20 protein-coding genes are annotated in these 17,368 nt (G+C 65.2%); 5 read left to right on the plus strand and 15 right to left on the minus strand.

Features of this window, described 5'->3' with window-relative positions; all coding sequences use genetic code 11:
- From VES41_RS00005 to VES41_RS00045, 9 genes are all read right to left on the minus strand, one after another.
- Positions 1–489 (minus strand): hypothetical protein (locus VES41_RS00005; RefSeq protein ID WP_324811420.1); only part of this gene is annotated, 489 nt, incomplete at its 3' end.
- Between the two features lie 4 nt (positions 490–493).
- Positions 494–1,444, minus strand: a complete 951-nt coding sequence (locus tag VES41_RS00010) for a hypothetical protein (RefSeq protein ID WP_324811422.1) — start codon at positions 1,442–1,444, stop codon at positions 494–496.
- Positions 1,441–2,400 carry a hypothetical protein gene (locus VES41_RS00015; RefSeq protein WP_324811424.1) on the minus strand — a complete coding sequence of 320 codons (960 nt, stop codon included), beginning with the start codon at positions 2,398–2,400 and terminating at the stop codon, positions 1,441–1,443. The genes VES41_RS00010 and VES41_RS00015 overlap by 4 nt, the downstream gene beginning before the upstream one ends.
- Before the next feature lie 244 nt (positions 2,401–2,644).
- Complete coding sequence (moaD, locus tag VES41_RS00020) at positions 2,645–2,902, minus strand: molybdopterin converting factor subunit 1 (protein WP_324811426.1); 258 nt, start codon at positions 2,900–2,902, stop codon at positions 2,645–2,647.
- Positions 2,899–4,161, minus strand: coding sequence for a gephyrin-like molybdotransferase Glp (glp, locus tag VES41_RS00025; RefSeq protein ID WP_324811428.1), 1,263 nt, complete (start codon positions 4,159–4,161; stop codon positions 2,899–2,901). The genes moaD and glp overlap by 4 nt, the downstream gene beginning before the upstream one ends.
- The gene (gene mobB / locus VES41_RS00030) at positions 4,154–4,699 is read right to left on the minus strand and encodes a molybdopterin-guanine dinucleotide biosynthesis protein B (RefSeq protein ID WP_324811430.1); all 546 of its coding nucleotides are present in this window, start codon (positions 4,697–4,699) and stop codon (positions 4,154–4,156) included. Before mobB ends, glp begins: the two co-directional genes overlap by 8 nt.
- A gap of 99 nt (positions 4,700–4,798) precedes the next feature.
- Complete coding sequence (thrC, locus tag VES41_RS00035) at positions 4,799–6,214, minus strand: threonine synthase (RefSeq protein ID WP_324811476.1); 1,416 nt, start codon at positions 6,212–6,214, stop codon at positions 4,799–4,801.
- A 2-nt stretch (positions 6,215–6,216) separates the two neighbouring features.
- Entirely contained in the window at positions 6,217–7,539 is a 1,323-nt protein-coding gene (locus VES41_RS00040) for a homoserine dehydrogenase (RefSeq protein WP_324811432.1), read from the minus strand.
- 63 nt (positions 7,540–7,602) lie between these two features.
- Complete coding sequence (locus VES41_RS00045; RefSeq protein WP_324811434.1) at positions 7,603–8,829, minus strand: pyridoxal phosphate-dependent aminotransferase; 1,227 nt, start codon at positions 8,827–8,829, stop codon at positions 7,603–7,605.
- A 98-nt stretch (positions 8,830–8,927) separates the two neighbouring features.
- On the opposite strand from VES41_RS00045, the gene VES41_RS00050 reads away from it, so the two are divergent.
- The 5 genes from VES41_RS00050 (at position 8,928) to VES41_RS00070 (ending at position 13,483) form a co-directional block, all read left to right on the plus strand.
- A complete protein-coding gene (locus tag VES41_RS00050; RefSeq protein WP_324811436.1) occupies positions 8,928–9,311 on the plus strand; it encodes an Mth938-like domain-containing protein in 384 nt (127 codons plus the stop codon).
- Positions 9,312–9,550: 239 nt separating this feature from the next.
- Positions 9,551–10,024, plus strand: coding sequence for a peroxiredoxin (locus VES41_RS00055; RefSeq protein ID WP_324811438.1), 474 nt, complete (start codon positions 9,551–9,553; stop codon positions 10,022–10,024).
- A 211-nt stretch (positions 10,025–10,235) separates the two neighbouring features.
- Positions 10,236–12,065, plus strand: a complete 1,830-nt coding sequence (locus VES41_RS00060) for a PhoH family protein (RefSeq protein WP_324811440.1) — start codon at positions 10,236–10,238, stop codon at positions 12,063–12,065.
- A gap of 166 nt (positions 12,066–12,231) precedes the next feature.
- On the plus strand, positions 12,232–12,696 hold the full coding sequence (locus VES41_RS00065) for a GyrI-like domain-containing protein (RefSeq protein WP_324811441.1): 465 nt from the start codon (positions 12,232–12,234) through the stop codon (positions 12,694–12,696).
- Between the two features lie 52 nt (positions 12,697–12,748).
- Positions 12,749–13,483 (plus strand): YafY family protein, encoded by a 735-nt coding sequence (locus VES41_RS00070; protein ID WP_324811443.1) that lies wholly within the window; start codon positions 12,749–12,751, stop codon positions 13,481–13,483.
- A 15-nt stretch (positions 13,484–13,498) separates the two neighbouring features.
- Here VES41_RS00070 and dnaB read toward each other — a convergent pair whose 3' ends face one another.
- From dnaB to VES41_RS00100, 6 genes are all read right to left on the minus strand, one after another.
- A complete protein-coding gene (gene dnaB / locus VES41_RS00075) occupies positions 13,499–14,905 on the minus strand; it encodes a replicative DNA helicase (RefSeq protein WP_324811445.1) in 1,407 nt (468 codons plus the stop codon).
- A 177-nt stretch (positions 14,906–15,082) separates the two neighbouring features.
- The gene (rplI, locus tag VES41_RS00080; protein WP_324811447.1) at positions 15,083–15,535 is read right to left on the minus strand and encodes a 50S ribosomal protein L9; all 453 of its coding nucleotides are present in this window, start codon (positions 15,533–15,535) and stop codon (positions 15,083–15,085) included.
- Positions 15,536–15,555: 20 nt separating this feature from the next.
- Positions 15,556–15,837, minus strand: coding sequence for a 30S ribosomal protein S18 (gene rpsR / locus VES41_RS00085; RefSeq protein ID WP_324811450.1), 282 nt, complete (start codon positions 15,835–15,837; stop codon positions 15,556–15,558).
- A gap of 26 nt (positions 15,838–15,863) precedes the next feature.
- Entirely contained in the window at positions 15,864–16,172 is a 309-nt protein-coding gene (gene priB / locus VES41_RS00090; protein WP_324811454.1) for a primosomal replication protein N, read from the minus strand.
- Positions 16,172–16,549, minus strand: a complete 378-nt coding sequence (gene rpsF / locus VES41_RS00095; RefSeq protein ID WP_286661406.1) for a 30S ribosomal protein S6 — start codon at positions 16,547–16,549, stop codon at positions 16,172–16,174. Before rpsF ends, priB begins: the two co-directional genes overlap by 1 nt.
- Positions 16,550–16,703: 154 nt before the next feature.
- A complete protein-coding gene (locus VES41_RS00100; RefSeq protein WP_324811457.1) occupies positions 16,704–17,192 on the minus strand; it encodes a hypothetical protein in 489 nt (162 codons plus the stop codon).
- Positions 17,193–17,368 lie beyond the last annotated feature (176 nt).

The following is a 17,368-nucleotide window of genomic DNA, read 5'->3' on the forward strand; positions in this document are numbered from 1 at the left end:
CTCCATGCCGGCCCGGCCTTGCTTGGTGGCCGGGTCCCATTGCACCGATCCGTCCGAGTAGTGGATCTTGCCCTCGACACGGGCGGGAGGAGGATAGACCGGTGACAGATCCTCGCTTTCCTTGAAGTCGAGGAACTCGGAGACGGTGCGTATCAGGTTCCGCTTCTCGACCTGCAGGGCGTGTCGGTCCAGGAGGCTGAGGCTGTCGTTGTTCCGCAGTTGATTCTCGATGACCGTGACGCGCTTGAGGCCACGGCGGTCGGTGTCCAGGAAGTCGTTGAGCGCCTTGGCTGCGGCGAGTTGGGCGAGACTGGCTTGGGCGAGGGCTTCCTGCTTTCCGGCTGAATTGCGATCCATGCGCCAGACACGGGTCGCATCAATCGTTGCTTGCGTGGCCGCTCTATAGCGTGGGCGCAATATCTCAATCTGATCGGTCCAGTCTTTGCGCAAATCGTGCCAGCGCGATGTTTCGGGCTTTGATGTGCTCATCGTCTTACTCCCCCGTTCCCATGTTCAAACAATCTTCCAAGGTGTAGCGCTTGTCCTTAAGATCTTCGTAGATCACCCGCAACTCGGGGCGATCAAACACCTTCGAGTCGACTCGCAGATCCCTCAACGTCTCTGCGGCAATATCTCGATCCCAGGTTTGAGATTCGACCTGATTCCAGCAATACAGACGTCGTATATCGGCTCTTTTCCCATAACCCAGGTCAAGGAGCAACTTGCCATCCGGCGTTCTGAAGCCGCTTTGTGGCTGCAATCTGCGAATGGGCTTCTCGAAATGCTGGGCCAGGGATCCCGCCAGATGCACATAGCCTGACTTGCGGCGCGCAGCAAACTCCAGAGCCAGACCGCGGTGAACATCCTTTGGATAGCCGTCGCTTCCGCCAAGCAATTTTCCACCGAGCCGGATCATGCATTCGGGGTGCCCCAACGCCGCACCGCGTTCGAGCCACTTCTTGTAGAGCTGGACGTATTCTTCTCCACCACTCGCCAAGGCCGTCATCAGGCACATGGCTCCTGTATCGCCTTGCTCGGCCAACGCCTCCAGGCGCTTCATGGGGCCTCGCATCGAGTACTCCTCCAGGGCTGCAGGCGACAGCACGCGCAGCGTGAGGTAGGCGAGTTCGAAGCCATCGTTGGCCATCTGCATCCACCGCTGCTCGCGCTTGACGGAATCGGCCGGGTTCGGATAGCGACGGCTACCAAGACTCCAAGAGGGAATCTCGCTGAACAGTTCCTGCTCGTAAGCCGCGCGCTTCTGCGGTGACAACTGCGCAGCCTTGGCGCTGTCGAACGGCGGCAGGTCGAGGCGCGGGAAGTACTCCGGCTGGCGTTCGAATGCGACGTAGCCGCCGACAGACAGTACCGGCGCCAGCAGCACCAGTAGCAGGACCAGCCACGTACGAAGTGTCCTGCTTCGAGGCGCTTGCGTTGCGCTCATTGGTCTTGCCCCCCCATTCCCATGTTCAGACAATCTTCCAAGGTGTAGTGCTTGTCCCGAAGATCCTCGTAGATCACCCTCAACTCGGGGCGATCGTCCAAGCTCGCGCCGACACGCAATCGACGTAGTATTGCGGCGGCGGTATCTCTATCCCAGGTTTGACTTTGGACCTGACGCCAACAATAGAGACGCCGTATATCGGCTCGTTTCCCGTAGCCTAGGTCCAGGACCAATTTGCCATCCGGCCTTCTAAGCCCGCTTGGCGGCTGCAATCTGCGAATGGGCTTCTCGAAATGCTGCGTCAGCGATCCCACTAGATGCACATAACCTGACTTGCGGCGCGCAGCAAATTCGAGAGCTAGCCCGCGGTGAACATCCTTTGGATAGCCGTCGTCTCCGCTGAGCAGCTTGCCGCCGAGTCGGATCATGCATTCGGGGTGGCCCAACGCCGCGCCGCGTTCGAGCCACTTCTTGTAGAGCTGGACGTATTCTTCTCCACCACTCGCCAAGGCCGTCATCAGGCACATGGCTCCTGTATCGCCTTGCTCGGCCAACGCCTCCAGGCGCTTCATGGGGCCTCGCATCGAATACTCCTCCAGGGTTGCAGGCGACAGCACGCGCAGCGTGATGTACGCGAGTTCGAATCCATCATTGGCCATCTGCATCCAGCGCTGCTCGCGCTTGGCGGAATCGGCCGGGTTCGGATAGCGACGGCTACCAAGACTCCAAGAGGGAATCTCGCTGAACAGTTCCTGCTCGTAGGCTGCGCGCTTCTGCGGTGACAACCGCGCAGCCTTGGCACTGTCGAACGGCGGCAGGTCGAGGCGCGGAGGATCGTCCGGCTGGCGTTCAAATGCGACGTAGCCGCCGACAGACAGTACCGGCGCCAGCAGCACCAGTAGCAGGACCAGCCACGTACGAAGTTTCCTGCTTCGAGGCGCTTGCGTTGCGCTCATTCGTTCCTCCCCGGTGTTCGCGATGCGATGACGCTGCGAATCGCCGCAATCCCTCAGATCAAGCCGAAGGACTGTACGTGCCTCGTGCCGGATTCAAGCGAGAGAACAGCCGGAGAAATGGGATGCACGCGACACTCTGCACCTCATGCACAGGCAAGTGCCAATTCACGCTTTCGTGCTTTGCATGCTCACGCGGCGCATCTGGCCGCCCGAGTGCCGACGCCCGGACAGGAGCCCGAGTGGTTCAGCCGCCAGTGACCGGCGGAAAGAAGGCCACTTCGCAACCTTCGCGCAAGGTCGCGTCCTCGCTGCTCATTTCCTGGTCGAGCGCCATGCGCACGGCGCGGCCGCGCGCCAGAGCCTGCGCATAGGCGCCACCGCGCGAGATCAACTCGTCGCGCAGCTGGGCGAGTGTGGCGGCCGAGGTGCGCAGAGGCTCGCCGCCGGTGCCGAGGGCTTCGCGTACCGAGGCGAAATACCTGAGCTGGATCTGCTTGGTCATGCCAGCAAGGTCGCAAAGGGAATGAACTGGACGGTGTCGCCGGCCTTGAAGGATTGGCCGGCAGGCGTGTCGATCACGCCGTCCCCCCAGACGGTGGAGGTGAGCACGCCCGAGCTTTGGTTGGAGAACAGGTCGAGGCCGCCCTGCGCGTTGCGGCGGGCGCGCAGGAACTCGCGGCGCCGGTCCGCCCGGGGCCAGTCGAAGTCCGCGCGCATCGGCACCGGCTGAGGCGCCGTGCGCTCGGCGCCTTGCAGCGTCAGCAGGAACGGCCGCACCAGCAGCAGGAAGGTCAGGAAGCTGGACACCGGATTGCCGGGCAGGCCGGTGACGTGGGCGTTGCCGATGCGGCCATAGGCGAAAGGCTTGCCGGGCTTCATCGACAACGACCACAGCTCCAGGCTGCCGAGCCACTGCACGGCCGCCTTGATGTGGTCTTCCTCGCCGACCGACACGCCACCGGTGGTGACGATCAGGTCGTGGGTTTCGGCTGCCTGGCGCAATGCCTCGATGGTGGCCTCGCGCTTGTCGGGCACGATGCCCAGGTCGCTCACGGAGCAGCCCAGTCTCGTGAGCAGCGCGCGCATGAAGAAACGATTGGAGTTGTAGATGGCGCCGGGCTTCATGTCCTGCGGCGCCACCTCGCCGGGCATGACGAGTTCGTCACCGGTCGACAGCAGTGCGACGCGCGGGCGCAGAGACACTTCGAGCGCGTCCATCCCGACGCTGGCGGCCAGACCCAGTGCCTGGGGCGTCAGGCGTTCGCCGCGGCGCAGGACCAGGTCGCCACTGGCCACGTCCTCGCCGGCGCGGCGGATCCACTGGCCGGCGCTCGGCGGGGTGTCGATCCGCACTCGGCCGAAGGCGTCCTGGCCGCCCTCGCCCTCCAGCGCGGCGGTGTCTTCCTGCATCACCACCGCATCGGCGCCCTCTGGAATCTGCGCTCCGGTGAAGATGCGCGCAGCGGTGCCGGCGGCCAACGGCCCGCCGACGCTGCCGGCCGGAATGCGCTGCGACACGACCAGCACGGCGCCGGGCTGCGCGCAGTCGGCGGTCCGTACGGCATAGCCGTCCATCGAACTGTTGTCGCGTGGCGGGACCGTCAACGCGGACGTAACGTCTTGCGCCAGCACCCGGCCATCGGCGTCGAACGTCGACACCCGCTCGGTACCCAGTTGCGGGCGGGCGTTGGCGAGCAGGCGCGCGAGCGCCTCGTCGAGGGGCATCAGGGGCGGACGGATGAAAGGTGCCTGGTCAGACATAGAGATCGGCCTTGTATTCGAAACGGTGCGCATTGCGCAGCAGCCAGTCGACGATCGCATCCGCGTCGTTGAGGTCGAACACCGGCAGGCCCGTGGCTTGCGGCAGACGGTCGGGCGCGTCGGTGGCAATGCCGCAGACGAAATCGTCCACGGGATAGAGCGCCGGGCGCGCCACGCCTCCGGGCTCCGGCGGGCGCCAGACCTCGACCTTGTGCAGGTCGCTTTGCTTGAAGCCTTCGACCAGCACCCAGTCGACGCCTTCGTAGAGTTCGGCGATCAGGTGGTGGACGCTCAGTTCCGCCGGGCGCTCGAACTCGCGCATCAGCGCCAGCCGCCGGTCGGACGCGACCACCACCTCGAAGGCACCGGCCTCCCGGTGGCGCCAGGTGTCCTTGCCCGGATGGTCGATGTCGAAATTGTGGTGCGCATGCTTGACCACCGACACCCGCTGGCCCTGCAGTTTGAGCACGGGAATGAGGCGTTCCACGAGCGTGGTCTTGCCCGCCCCGGAATAGCCCGCAAAGGCGATCACATACATCGCAGCACACCTTCCATCGCAGCTTGGTCGTTGTCTCCACGGGCGCGGCCGGCGGGCCGTGCCCCGCGGACGCCGATCGCGTCCGCTTTGCGGCCATTGTCAGTCGCAGTGCTCGGAAATGTATCGCTTGACGGCTTCGGCGTCCGACGGCAACCGGATCACCCGCTTGGGCAGTGATTCGATACCCACGAAACGCGCCGGCCGGTCCGGCTCGTGGCCCAGGGCCTCGACGATGCTGGCAGCGAACTTGATCGGCAGCGCGGTTTCGAGCACCACCATAGGCACCCCGGGCGTCAGGTGCTCGCGTGCGGCCTTGAGCCCGTCGGCGGTGTGGGTGTCGATCAGCGTGGCGAAGCGCTTGTCGGTATCCCGGATGGTGGCGATCCGGTCGGCGTGCGTGCTTCGGCTGCTGGCAAAGCCAAAGCGGCCGGCGGCTTGGGCGAAGGCCGGGTCGGCGCCCAAGTCGAAGCGGCCGTTCCGGCCCAGGTCGTCCTCGAAGAGCGCGCGGGTGCGTTCTGCGTCGCGGCCGAGCAGGTCGAACACGAAGCGCTCGAAATTGCTGGCCTTGCTGATGTCCATCGACGGGCTCGACGTCTCGTGCGTGTCGGCCGCGCCGCGCACCCGGTAGACCCCGGTGCGGAAGAACTCGTCGAGCACGTCGTTCTCGTTGGTGGCCACCACCAGGGTGTGGATCGGCAGGCCCATCTGGCGTGCCACGTGGCCGGCGCAGACATTGCCGAAATTGCCGGACGGCACGGCAAAGCTTGCCTTGCGGTCGTTGCCCGCGGTGGCCTGGAAGTACCCGGCGAAATAGTAGACAACCTGCGCCAGCAGGCGCGCCCAGTTGATCGAGTTGACGGTGCCGATCTTGTACTTGCGCTTGAAGGCCAGGTCGCCGCTGACCGCCTTGACGATGTCCTGGCAATCGTCGAACACGCCGGCGATCGCGAGGTTGTGGATGTTGGCGTCCTGCAGGCTGAACATCTGCGCCTGCTGGAACGGGCTCATCCGTCCGTCGGGCGACGTCATGAAGACGCGCACGCCCTTCTTGCCGCGCATGGCGTACTCCGCGGCGCTGCCCGTGTCGCCGCTGGTGGCGCCCAGGATGTTGAGCTGCTCGCCGCGGCGCGCCAGTTCGTACTCGAACAGGTTGCCCAGCAACTGCATGGCCATGTCCTTGAAGGCCAGCGTCGGGCCGTTGGACAGGGCCTCCAGGTAGACGCCGTCCTCCAGTTCGCGCAGCGGAACGATCTCCTCGCTGCCGAACACCTCGGCGGTGTATGTCCTGGCGCACAGCGCTCGCAAGTCGGCCGGCGGGATGTCGTCGATGTAGAGCGACAGGATCTCGAAGGCGAGCTCGGCGTAAGACAGCGTGCGCCAGCGCGACAACGTGGCCGCGTCCACCTGCGGATAGCGCTCGGGCATGTACAGCCCACCATCGGGCGCCAGGCCTTCGAGCAGGATCTCGCAGAAGCGGCGACGTTCCGGGTGGCCGCGGGTCGAGAGGTAGCGCATGGTCACGACAGTTCTTCCTTGCGCAGCCGCACGATCGGCGCCAGCACCGAAGGCAGCCCCTGCAATTGCGCCAGCGCGTCGTCGAGCGTGCCCTCGCGCGTGTCGTGCGTGAGGATGATGAGATCGGTCTGGGTGGAGCCTTCGCCACCGACCTCGTCGGCCTCGCGCTGGAGCACCGCGTCGATGCTGATGCCGGCGCCAGCCAGCAGGCCCGTGACCTTGGCCAGCACGCCGGCCTCGTCGGCCACGCGCAGGCGCAGGTAGTAGCTGGTGACCACCTCGCGCATCGGCACGACCTGCAGGTCGCTCATCGCGTCCGGGTGGAATGCCAGGTGCGGCACGCGGTGCTCCGCGTCGGCCGTGTGCAGGCGGGTAATGTCCACCAGGTCGGCGATCACGGCGCTGGCCGTGGGCTCGCTGCCGGCGCCCTTGCCGTAGTAGAGCGTCGTGCCCACGGCATCGCCCTGGACGACCACGGCGTTCATCGCGCCTTCGACATTGGCCAGCAGGCGCTTGGACGGCACCAGCGCCGGGTGCACGCGCAACTCGATCCCCGCCGGATTGCGCCGCGTGATGCCCAGCAGCTTGATGCGATAGCCCAGTTGCTCGGCATACTTGATGTCCTGCGAGGCGAGCTTGGTGATGCCCTCCACGTGCGCCTTGTCGAACTGCACCGGCATGCCGAAGGCAATGGCGCTCATCAGCGTGACCTTGTGCGCGGCGTCGACACCCTCGATGTCGAAGGTCGGGTCGGCCTCGGCATAGCCCAGGCGTTGCGCCTCCTTGAGCACCGTGTCGAAGTCCAGTCCCTTGTCGCGCATCTCCGACAGGATGAAATTGGTGGTGCCGTTGATGATGCCGGCGATCCACTGGATGGAGTTGGCGGTCAGGCCCTCGCGCAGCGCCTTGATGATCGGGATGCCGCCGGCCACGGCGGCCTCGAAGGCCACCATCACGCCCTTGGCATGCGCGGCAGCGAAGATCTCGGTGCCGTGCACCGCCAGCAGCGCCTTGTTGGCCGTCACCACGTGCTTGCCGGCAGCGATGGCCTCGAGCACCAGTTGCCTGGCAATGCCGTAGCCGCCGATCAGCTCGACGACGATGTCGATGTCGGGATTGCCGATGACCTTGCGCGCATCGTCCACCACCTGCACGCCTTCGCCCACCACGGAGCGGGCGCGGGCGGTGTCGAGGTCGGCCACCATGGTGATCTCGATGCCGCGGCCGGCGCGGCGCTTGATCTCTTCCTGGTTGCGCGCGAGCACCTTGAAAGTGCCGCTGCCGACGGTGCCGATGCCGAGCAGGCCGACCTGGATGGGTTTCATGATTTCACTCTTGTCTTTAGGCCGCCGCGGGGCGGCCGGGTGTCGAAACGAAAAAAAGGAGTCTCAGGTGCCGAAGCGCTTGCGCTGGCGTTCCAGGAAGCGGGCAATGCGGCCGATGGCCTCGCGCAGGTCTTCTTCATGGGGCAGGAACACCATGCGGAAGTGGTCCGGCGTCGCCCAGTTGAACCCGGTGCCCTGCACCAGCATCACCTTGGTTTCCTTGAGCAGTTCGAGGAAGAAGATGCGGTCGTCCTCGATCGGGTAGATCTTCGGGTCGAGCTTCGGGAACATGTACAGGGCTGCCGTCGGCTTGACGCAGCTGACGCCCGGGATGGCCGTGATCAGCTCGTACGCCAGGTCGCGCTGGCGGCGCAGCCGCCCGCCTTCGCGGGTGAGATCGTTGATGCTCTGGTAGCCGCCCAGCGCGGTCTGGATGGCCCATTGGCCAGGCACGTTGGCGCACAGCTTCATGTTCGAGAGCATGTTCAGGCCCTCGATGTAGTCGCCGGCGGCAGACGTGTCGCCCGAGACGACGAGCCATCCGGCGCGGTAGCCGCAGGAGCGATAGCTCTTGGACAGCGAATTGAAGGTCAGTGTGAGGACGTCGGTCGACAGGCTGCCCAGCGCCACATGCTTGACGCCGTCGTACAGCACCTTGTCATAGACCTCGTCGGCCAGGATCACCAGGCCATGCTCGCGCGCGATCTGGACGATGTCCCTCAGCAGGCTTTCCGGGTAGATCACCCCGGTGGGATTGTTCGGGTTGATGACCACGATGCCCTTGGTCCGCGGCGTGATCTTGGCCCGGATGTCGTCCAGGTCGGGCAGCCAGCCTTTGGCTTCGTCGCAAAGATAGTGCACGGGCCGGCCGCCGGACAGGCTGGTGACCGCCGTCCACAACGGATAGTCGGGGGCCGGCAGCAGGAGTTCGTCGCCATCGTCGAGCAGCGCGTTGGTCGCCATGGCGATGAGTTCGCTGGCGCCGTTGCCCAGGTAGATGTCCTCCAGAGTGACACCGGCAATGCCCTGCTCCTGGGTGTAGTGCATCACCGCCTTGCGCGCAGCGAAGATGCCCTTGCTGTCGGAGTAGCCGGCCGAGTTGGGCAGGTTGCGGATCATGTCCTGCTGCACTTCCTCGGGCGCATCGAAGCCGAACACCGCCAGATTGCCGATGTTGAGCTTGATGATCTTGTGCCCATCCTCCTCCATCTGCTTGGCCGCCTCCATGATGGGGCCGCGGATGTCGTAGAGCACGTTGGCCAGCTTGGCCGATTTCTGGATGGTTTTCAAAGTCCCTCCGCAATTTGCGGAATTGGCCCATATACCGGGTACCGGGCCGTGATTTCAATGGGAAAACCTATAATTTGACCACAGATCGGCCCTCTCGAATGAAGCTCCAGCCTGACAAATCCGACGTCCCCACCCTCACCGCGCACGGCCCCGGCTGGGTCGCGATCGACAACGAACGGGTCGAGGCCAGCGTGGTGGTCGGCTCTCGCGGCGAGCGCTTCGACTGGGACTGCACCCGCTTCGAGGACCTGCAGGCACACCATTTCGAGCAACTGGCCGACCTGGGCGCCGAATTGATCATCTTCGGCAGCGGCCGGCGCATCCGCTTCCCGCAGCCGGCGTGGCTGCGCACGCTGATGGCCCGCCGCACAGGTGTGGAAACCATGGACACCGCGGCGGCATGCCGCACCTACAACATCCTGGCGTCGGAGGGAAGGCACGTCGTCGCCGCGCTGCTCGTCGAGCCGGGGCAAGTGCCCTGAGAGCCTTCGGCAAGCCGATTCAGGATACAATCGCAGGTTGCAAACTGACCTGCCGACCCCAGTTTCCAAGGAGTCCACCGCGACGGCGCGTTGCGAAGGGAGAAGGGAAATCGGGTGCCGGAAACCAGGTCACAAAGATCGCCTATTCGGGTTCGCCGTCTTCTCGTTCGCGCCCGGTGCCACTGGCGAGCAACGACCAACCTTCCTTGCGGGGAATCTAAGCGGAGATAGAAAGATTCATGGCGATCGTTGTCAATAAACTCATTCCAGAATTCGAAGCCACGGCCACGGGGGGCATCAAGGTCTCCAATACGTCGCACCTCGGTCAGGTGCTGGTGATGTACTTCTACCCCAAGGACAACACACCCGGCTGCACCACCGAGGCCATGCAGTTCCGCGACCGTTTCAAGGATTTCGAGAAGGCGGGCGCCACCGTGTTCGGCGTCTCGCGCGACAACATGAAGTCGCACGAGGAATTCAAGACCAAGCTCGAGCTGCCCTTCGAGCTGATCGCGGACACCGAAGAAAAAATGTGCCACATGTTCGGCGTGGTCAAGAACAAGATCATGTACGGCAAGAAGGTCAAGGGCATCGAGCGCAGCACCTTCCTGATCGGCGCAGACGGCGTCCTCAAGGCGGAGTGGCGCGGCCTGAAGGTGCCCGGCCACGTCGACGACGTGCTCAAGGCTGTCAAGACGCTCAAGAAGGCTTGACCTTCACATTTGTGCACAGTCGCACAAACCGTTGCGCAGGGGCGTTGCCCCTGGGCAACGAGGGGATGTACGGTCACACGCGCTGTGCATAATGGATTCATGCAGTTGACGCCCGCGTCCGCATCCCCCGCAGAAAGCCGCCCGGCTAGTCCGGCGGCTTTTTTGTTTTCCGCGCCCTCTCAAGGGTCTTTTCCAGCGAGCCGAACACCTCATGCCCCTGCCTCCCGCCCCCACGAAGCGCGCGTCCTTTCTTTCGCCGGACGCGATCGATGCGCCCGCGCGCGGCGCCCATAGAAGCGGCCGTCGCACGGGCGAACGCCGGTCGGACGAGCGATCCGCCGGCGGCGACAACCGGGCCCTCGAACTGTTCGATCACCAGGCTGCCGAGCCCGGCGGTGCGCCAGCCGCCATGCCGCCCGCGGCAACGACCGCGGCACGCCGTCCGGCGGCTCGCGCGCAAGAGCCGCAACCCGCCCCGGCCGCCGCTCCTGCGGCCCGCTCGGGCCGACGGGCGCCGGCCCCGGTTTCCGCCCTCCTGACACCGCAGGCCACGCCGCAGCCGGTGTCGCAACCGGTGGCCGCACCCACGGCGCAACCGGCGTCGCGAAGCAAGCGGCGTCGATCGGAAGGTCCGGTGAAGCTGTTCGTCCTGGACACGAACGTGCTGCTGCACGACCCGATGTGCCTGTTCCGGTTCGAGGAACACGACATCTTCCTGCCCATGATCGTGCTGGAGGAACTCGACGCCCACAAGAAGGGCACGACCGAAGTGGCGCGCAACGGCCGTCAGAGCAGCCGCATGCTCGACGCGCTGGCGGCAGCCCATGGCGCCGACATCGCAAAGGGCCTGAAACTCGACACGACCGGCCACCGCGACGCCGGCGGGCGGTTGTTCTTCCAGACCTCGCCGCTGGAGTACTCGCTGCCCACCAGCCTGCCTCAGGGCAAGGCCGACAACCAAATCCTGGGCGTGGTGCAGGCCCTGCGCGACCGGTATGCGGTCGACGCCCCGGGACAGGGCAAGCGCCAGGTGGTGCTGGTTTCCAAGGACATCAACATGCGCGTGAAGGCGCGTGCACTGGGCCTGGACGCCGACGACTACCAGAACGACAAGACGCTCGAGGACGGCGACCTGCTCTACTCTGGCTCGCTCGCCCTGCCGCCCGACTTCTGGACGCGCCAGAGCAAGTCGGTGGAGAGTTGGCAAAGCGGCAGCAGCACGTTCTATCGCATCAGCGGACCGATCGTGCCCTCGATGTACATCAACCAGTTCGTCTATTTCGAGGCGCCGGGCGAACCCAGCATGTACGCGCGGGTGACGGAGATCCGCGAGAACTCCGCGGTGCTCAAGACGCTCAAGGACTATGCCTCGGCCAAGAACGCGGTCTGGGGCGTGACCACGCGCAACCGCGAGCAGAACTTCGCCATGAACCTGCTGATGGACCCGGACGTCGACTTCGTCACCCTGACAGGCACCGCCGGCACCGGCAAGACGCTGATGGCGCTGGCTTCGGGCCTCACGCAGGTGCTTGACGACCGGCGCTACACCGAGATCATCATGACGCGGGCGACCGTCAGCGTCGGTGAAGACATCGGCTTCCTCCCCGGCACCGAGGAAGAGAAGATGGGCCCGTGGATGGGCGCCCTGGACGACAACCTCGAGTTCCTGGCCAAGGGCGACGGCGGGGGCGCCGGCGAGTGGGGTCGTGCAGCCACGAACGAGCTGATCCGCAGCCGCATCAAGATCAAGAGCATGAACTTCATGCGCGGACGCACGTTCATGAACAAGTACGTGATCATCGACGAGGCCCAGAACCTCACGCCCAAGCAGATGAAGACCCTGATCACCCGCGCCGGCCCGGGCACCAAGATCATCTGCATGGGCAACATCGCGCAGATCGACACGCCCTACCTCACGGAAGGGTCTTCGGGCCTGACCTACGCGGTCGACCGCTTCAAGGGCTGGCCGCATGGCGGCCACATCACGCTGGCGCGCGGCGAACGCTCGCGCCTCGCGGATTTCGCCAGCGACGTGCTGTAGCCGAACCGGCACCAGCCCCCCCGAAAGGGCCCACGACTGCCTCGAAGGCGTCGTGGGCCCTTTTTCTTTCCAAAGCCCTTTCCGCGCGCCTTCTGCTCCTGACATCACGCTGTCAGGAGGGGCGTCGCAGCATGGCGGTCGGCGAGTGAGACAAGGAGCGAACATCATGACACCCCATCTCGAAAGACTGGATAGTTTCTACATCTCGGGCCTGACCGAGCAAACCTGCATTGCCGCAGAGCGGGACCCGGCGTCCGCGCGCGTCGAACAACTCTGGCTGCGCTTCTTCGAGGAGGACGCCTACGAGCGCCCCCAGCGCACGCCGGATCCACGCCTGTTCGGGGTCTATACCCGCCGCGGCGCGGCCGGCCCGGGCAGCTTCGAGGTCACCGCGGGCGTGGCCGTGCACGAAGGCACGCCGCTGGTCCAGGTCGAAGGTGGCGAGTACCTCGTGTTCAGCGGGCGCGGGCCGATGCCGGCGCTGGTGCACGCGCTGTGGCAAGAGGCCGATGCCTACTTCGAGCGGCACCCGGAGCTGCGGCGCCGCTTCCGCAGCGACTTCGAGGCCTACAGCGGTCCGGAGCAGGTCGCGCTGCATATCGGCGTCGAGCGCGCCCCCGTAGCGGTCTGAGTCCATCGGCCCGCGACGCCATGCGCGGCGGGCATCTGGCACCATCACGCCCATGCGACGCGCCGATCGCCTGTTCCAGATCGTCCAGCTCGTGCGTGGGCGGCGGCTCACCACGGCCGCCTTCCTGGCGCGCCGGCTGGAGATCTCGGAACGCACTGTCTACCGCGACATCGCCGAACTGCAGCGCCAGGGCGTGCCGCTCGAGGGCGAAGCCGGCGTCGGCTACCGCCTCGGCATCGGGTTCGACCTGCCGCCGCTGATGTTCACCGAGGCAGAGGCCAAGGCGCTGGTGGCATCGGCCCGGCTCGCCCAGAGCTGGCTCGACGGTGCCATGGCGCGCGACATCGAAAGCGCACTGGGCAAGATCCTGTCCGTGCTGCCACCGTCGGCCCGCGCCGCAGCCGAAAGCCAGGCTCTGTACGCCCCCGCGTACGTGATGGACGACGGCATGCGCAACCGCCTGCAGACGCTGCGCGAAGCCGTCCAGTCGCGCCACAAGCTGCGCATGGACTACCGCGACGTCAATGGCGCGGCCAGCCAGCGCATCGTGCGTCCGCTCGGCTGCTTCTACTGGGGCCGGGTGTGGACCTTCTCGGCGTGGTGCGAACTGCGCGAGGGTTTCCGCGGCTTCCGCATCGACCGCATCGACACGGTGGAAGTGCTGCAAGAGCGCTTTCGCGACGAACCCGGCCGGACACTGGCCGATCTCCTGCGCGAGCTCGAACGCCAGTCGCAGTTGGCGCAACAGGCGCACGAGCGGCAGGACGCCGCGGCACGCCCCTCCTGAGGCGGCGCGAGCGCTTCAGTACGAGTAGTCCTCGCCGGTGGCGAGATTCTCGAACTTGGTCAGTGGCTTGAGGAAGGCAAGCTTGACGGTGCCGGTCGGCCCGTTGCGGTGCTTGCTGATGATTACCTCGGCCACGCCCGGCTCCTTGCTTTCCTTGTTGTAGTAGTCGTCGCGGTAGATGAACATGATCAGGTCCGCGTCCTGCTCGATCGCGCCGGACTCACGCAGGTCGCTCATCATCGGGCGCTTGTCGGTACGGCTTTCCACGCCGCGCGACAGCTGCGAAAGGGCGATGACCGGGCACTTGAGTTCCTTGGCCAGCATCTTCAGCCCGCGCGAGATCTCACCCACGGCCGTGGCGCGGTTCTCGTCGTTCATGCTGGTCGACACGCTCATCAGCTGCAGGTAGTCGACCACGATCAGGCCCAGCCGGCCGTACTGGCGCGCCAGGCGCCGCGCATTGGCGCGCAATTCGCTGGTGGTCAGGCCCGGCGTCTCGTCGATGTGCAGCGACACGGTGCGCAACTTCTCGATCGCCTCGGTCAGGCGCGGCCATTCCTCGTCCGTGAGGCGGCCGTTGCGAAGGTGGCCCTGATCGATGCGGCCGATCGAGCCGACGATACGCACCGCCAGTTGCGAGGCGCCCATTTCCATGGAGAACACCGCCACCGGCAGCCCCTCCTCGATCGCCACGTGCTCGGCGATGTTGATGGCCAGCGAGGTCTTGCCCATCGAAGGCCGCGCCGCCAGCACGATCATGTCGCCCGGCTGCAGGCCCGAGGTCATCTTGTCGAATTCGTAGAAGCCGGTGCGAACGCCCGTGATGTCGTTCGGGTTGTCGGCCATTTCCGTCACCCGATCGAGCAGCTCCACGACCAGGGCATCCATGCTCTGGAAGCCCTGCTTCATCCGCGTGCCTTCTTCGCCGATGTTGAAGATCTTCTGCTCGGCCTCGTCCAGGATCTTGTCGACCGCCTTGCCTTGCGGATTGAAGGCGTTGGTGGCGATCTCGTCGCTGGCGGCCACCAGCTTGCGCAGGATGGAGCGCTCGCGCACGATCTCCGCATAGCGGCGGATGTTGCCTGCGCTGGGCACGTACTGCGCCAGCGAGTTCAGGTAGGCCAGGCCACCCACCTCGTCGGCATTGCCCAGGTTCTGCAGGCGCTCGTAGACAGTGATGACGTCTGCCGGCTTGTTGGCGTTGATCAACACGCCCATGGCGGCGTAGATCAGCCGGTGCTCGTGACGGTAGAAGTCGTTGTCCACCAGCAGGTCGCCCACCCGGTCCCAGGCGCCGTTGTCGAGCAGCAGGCCGCCCAGTACGCTGGATTCGGCTTCCACGGAATGCGGCGGCACCCGCAACTGGGCGACCTGGCGGTCAGGGGTCGGATCGTTGTCCGCTTTGGAAAAAACTGCTGACATTGGTGGTCGATTGGCAACCGCCCATCCTAAGCCGCCGAAGGGCCCAGGTCACGGGACAAGGCTGTGGATATCCGGTGATCTTCCGGTGCGCTGCACGGGACAACCCAGGCCGCGCCCGAAACGAAAAAGGCCGCCCCGCGGGCGGCCTTGGCGATGCGGCTCCGTTGGAGCCAGCGATCAGGCGCTTTCGCCGTAAACGGTGACGCCGATCTCGACCACCACGTCGGTATGCAGTGCAACCGACACGGTGTTGTCGCCGACGACCTTGATCGGGCCGTTGGGCATGCGCACTTGCGACTTCGCAACCTTGTAGCCGAGCTTTTCCAGCTCTTCGGCGATGTCGTGGTTGGTGACGGAGCCGAACAGGCGGCCATCGACACCGGCCTTCTGGGTCAGCTTGATGGTGGTGCCGGAGAGCTTCTCGCCCTGGGCTTGCGATTCGGCCAGCTTGGCGGCCGCGGCCTTTTCCAGTTCGGCGCGCTTGGCGGCGAACTCGGCCTTGTTGGCTTCCGTGGCGCGGCGAGCGCGGCCCGACGGGATCAGGAAGTTGCGGGCGTAGCCGTCCTTGACCTTGACGATCTCACCGAGCGTGCCGAGGTTCAGGACCTTGTCCAGAAGAATGACTTGCATTTCTTTGTTCCTTCCCTGGCTTAGACGCGATGCTGGTCGCTGTACGGCACCATCGCGAGGAAGCGGGCACGCTTGATCGCGGTGTTGAGTTGCCGTTGGTAGATCGCGCGCGTGCCGGTCAGACGGGCGGGAACGATCTTGCCGTTCTCGCTGATGAAATCGCGCAGCGTGTCGATGTCCTTGTAGTCGATTTCTTCGACGCCAGCGACGGTGAAGCGGCAGAAACGCTTGCGCTTGAACAGCAGCGATTGCGTGTTGCGGCGAGGACGCTTGTCCTTGTTGAATTTCTTGAACGTGGCCATTTTCGGGACCTCTTTCTTCTCGAGAACTAATCTTGCTGAAAATCCTGGATGTGCAGCACCGGATGCCTGGAAGCGCCTGGGGTGGCGAGAAAGCCCTGGAATCGCCAGAGACTTCCCAACGCCTGGACCGCCAATCGTTCCGCCTGCGCCCCAAAGGCAACCGCCTTCAGCGCCGCCTTGACCTGCCTTCGCTGGCCGGCATCCTCGACCATGGACTCATGCTCGAGCCTCACGTCGAGTGCCGGCAGGCCGGCGGGCGTATAGCGCAGGGATCCGCGTTCGGCGAGAACGGCCGTCAGCACCAGCTGATTGGCCGCCACGCCGGCACCTTCCATCAACCGTTGTTGTTGGCGGCGTACTCCGCCTGCTGGGCCTTGCGGGCCTCTTCGCGCTCGACGGTCTTCATCATCGACGAAGGCGCGGTGTCGGCCTTCTTCTTCTGGACCGTCAGGTGACGCAGCACGGCATCGTTGAACTTGAAGGCGTGCTCCAGTTCGGCCATCACGGCCTGGTCAGCCTCGATGTTGATGCACAGGTAGTGCGCCTTGTTGAGCTTGTTGATCTGGTAGGCCAGCTGGCGGCGGCCCCAGTCTTCCTGGCGATGGATCTGACCGCCGCCGGCGGTGATCATGCCCTTGTAACGTTCCAGCATGGCCGGAACCTGCTCGCTCTGATCCGGGTGGATCAGCAAAATGATCTCGTAGTGACGCATGGCACTCCTTGTGGGTTGGACCCGGATGACAGGCCTTGCAACTGTGCAAGCCCCGCGCCCCGGGAGGGTTCAGCCACCTGCAGCGTCGGCGCAGTGTGGCAAGGCAAAGCCGAGCATTATAGCCCGATCCTGCCGCAACCCCAAGCCGCGGCTCCTAGACGTCCAACGCGCGGTCCAGTTCGGCAGCCGAATCCGGGCCGACGGCCGCGCGGATCTTGGGCGCCAGGGCCACCAGATCCTCGTAGCGGGTCGCTGCCTCCACCTGGAGGTTCAACTTGAAGCCGCGCAGGCCAAGCCCGGAGGTCAGCCGCGTCGCGACGGGGTAGGCGTCCTGGTAGCGCTGTTGGGGCGTACGCCCGTGCTGGACGGTCGGTGCAGCCGGAGCCGGCGACGTCGCGGGAGCCGTCTGTGTCAGAGCCTGTGCGGCCGGCACCGCGGCCGGCGCGCCATCGGGCCGCCCCAGAAGGCCGGCACCGACCAACTGGTCGATGTCGTCCGCCGTCACACCCAGGCCAAGGCCCAGCACGTCGCCCACCGAGCGCCTGCCATCGAACATGATGAACGCCGAGCGCTGGCGCGGCGTCAATCCAAGGGAACGGTCCTTCAAGGCCAGCTGGCCAGCCTCTGTCTTCACCAAGATCATGTGTGCGCCCTGTTGGTCCGCCGGCTCGCGCGTCTTGGTGACTTTCTAATTCGCGAAAGCGCCGGCATCCATCCCCTGATGCCAAAGTTTGACACCAAAGACGCACTTTGTTTCAAGCCCAATCGCCTGACAGCCAAATTACAGGCTACGACCAGTGAAATATTTGTCGTGCAGCA

Origin of the sequence: Variovorax sp. (assembly GCF_035634955.1) — a bacterium.
Taxonomy (GTDB): domain Bacteria; phylum Pseudomonadota; class Gammaproteobacteria; order Burkholderiales; family Burkholderiaceae_C; genus Variovorax.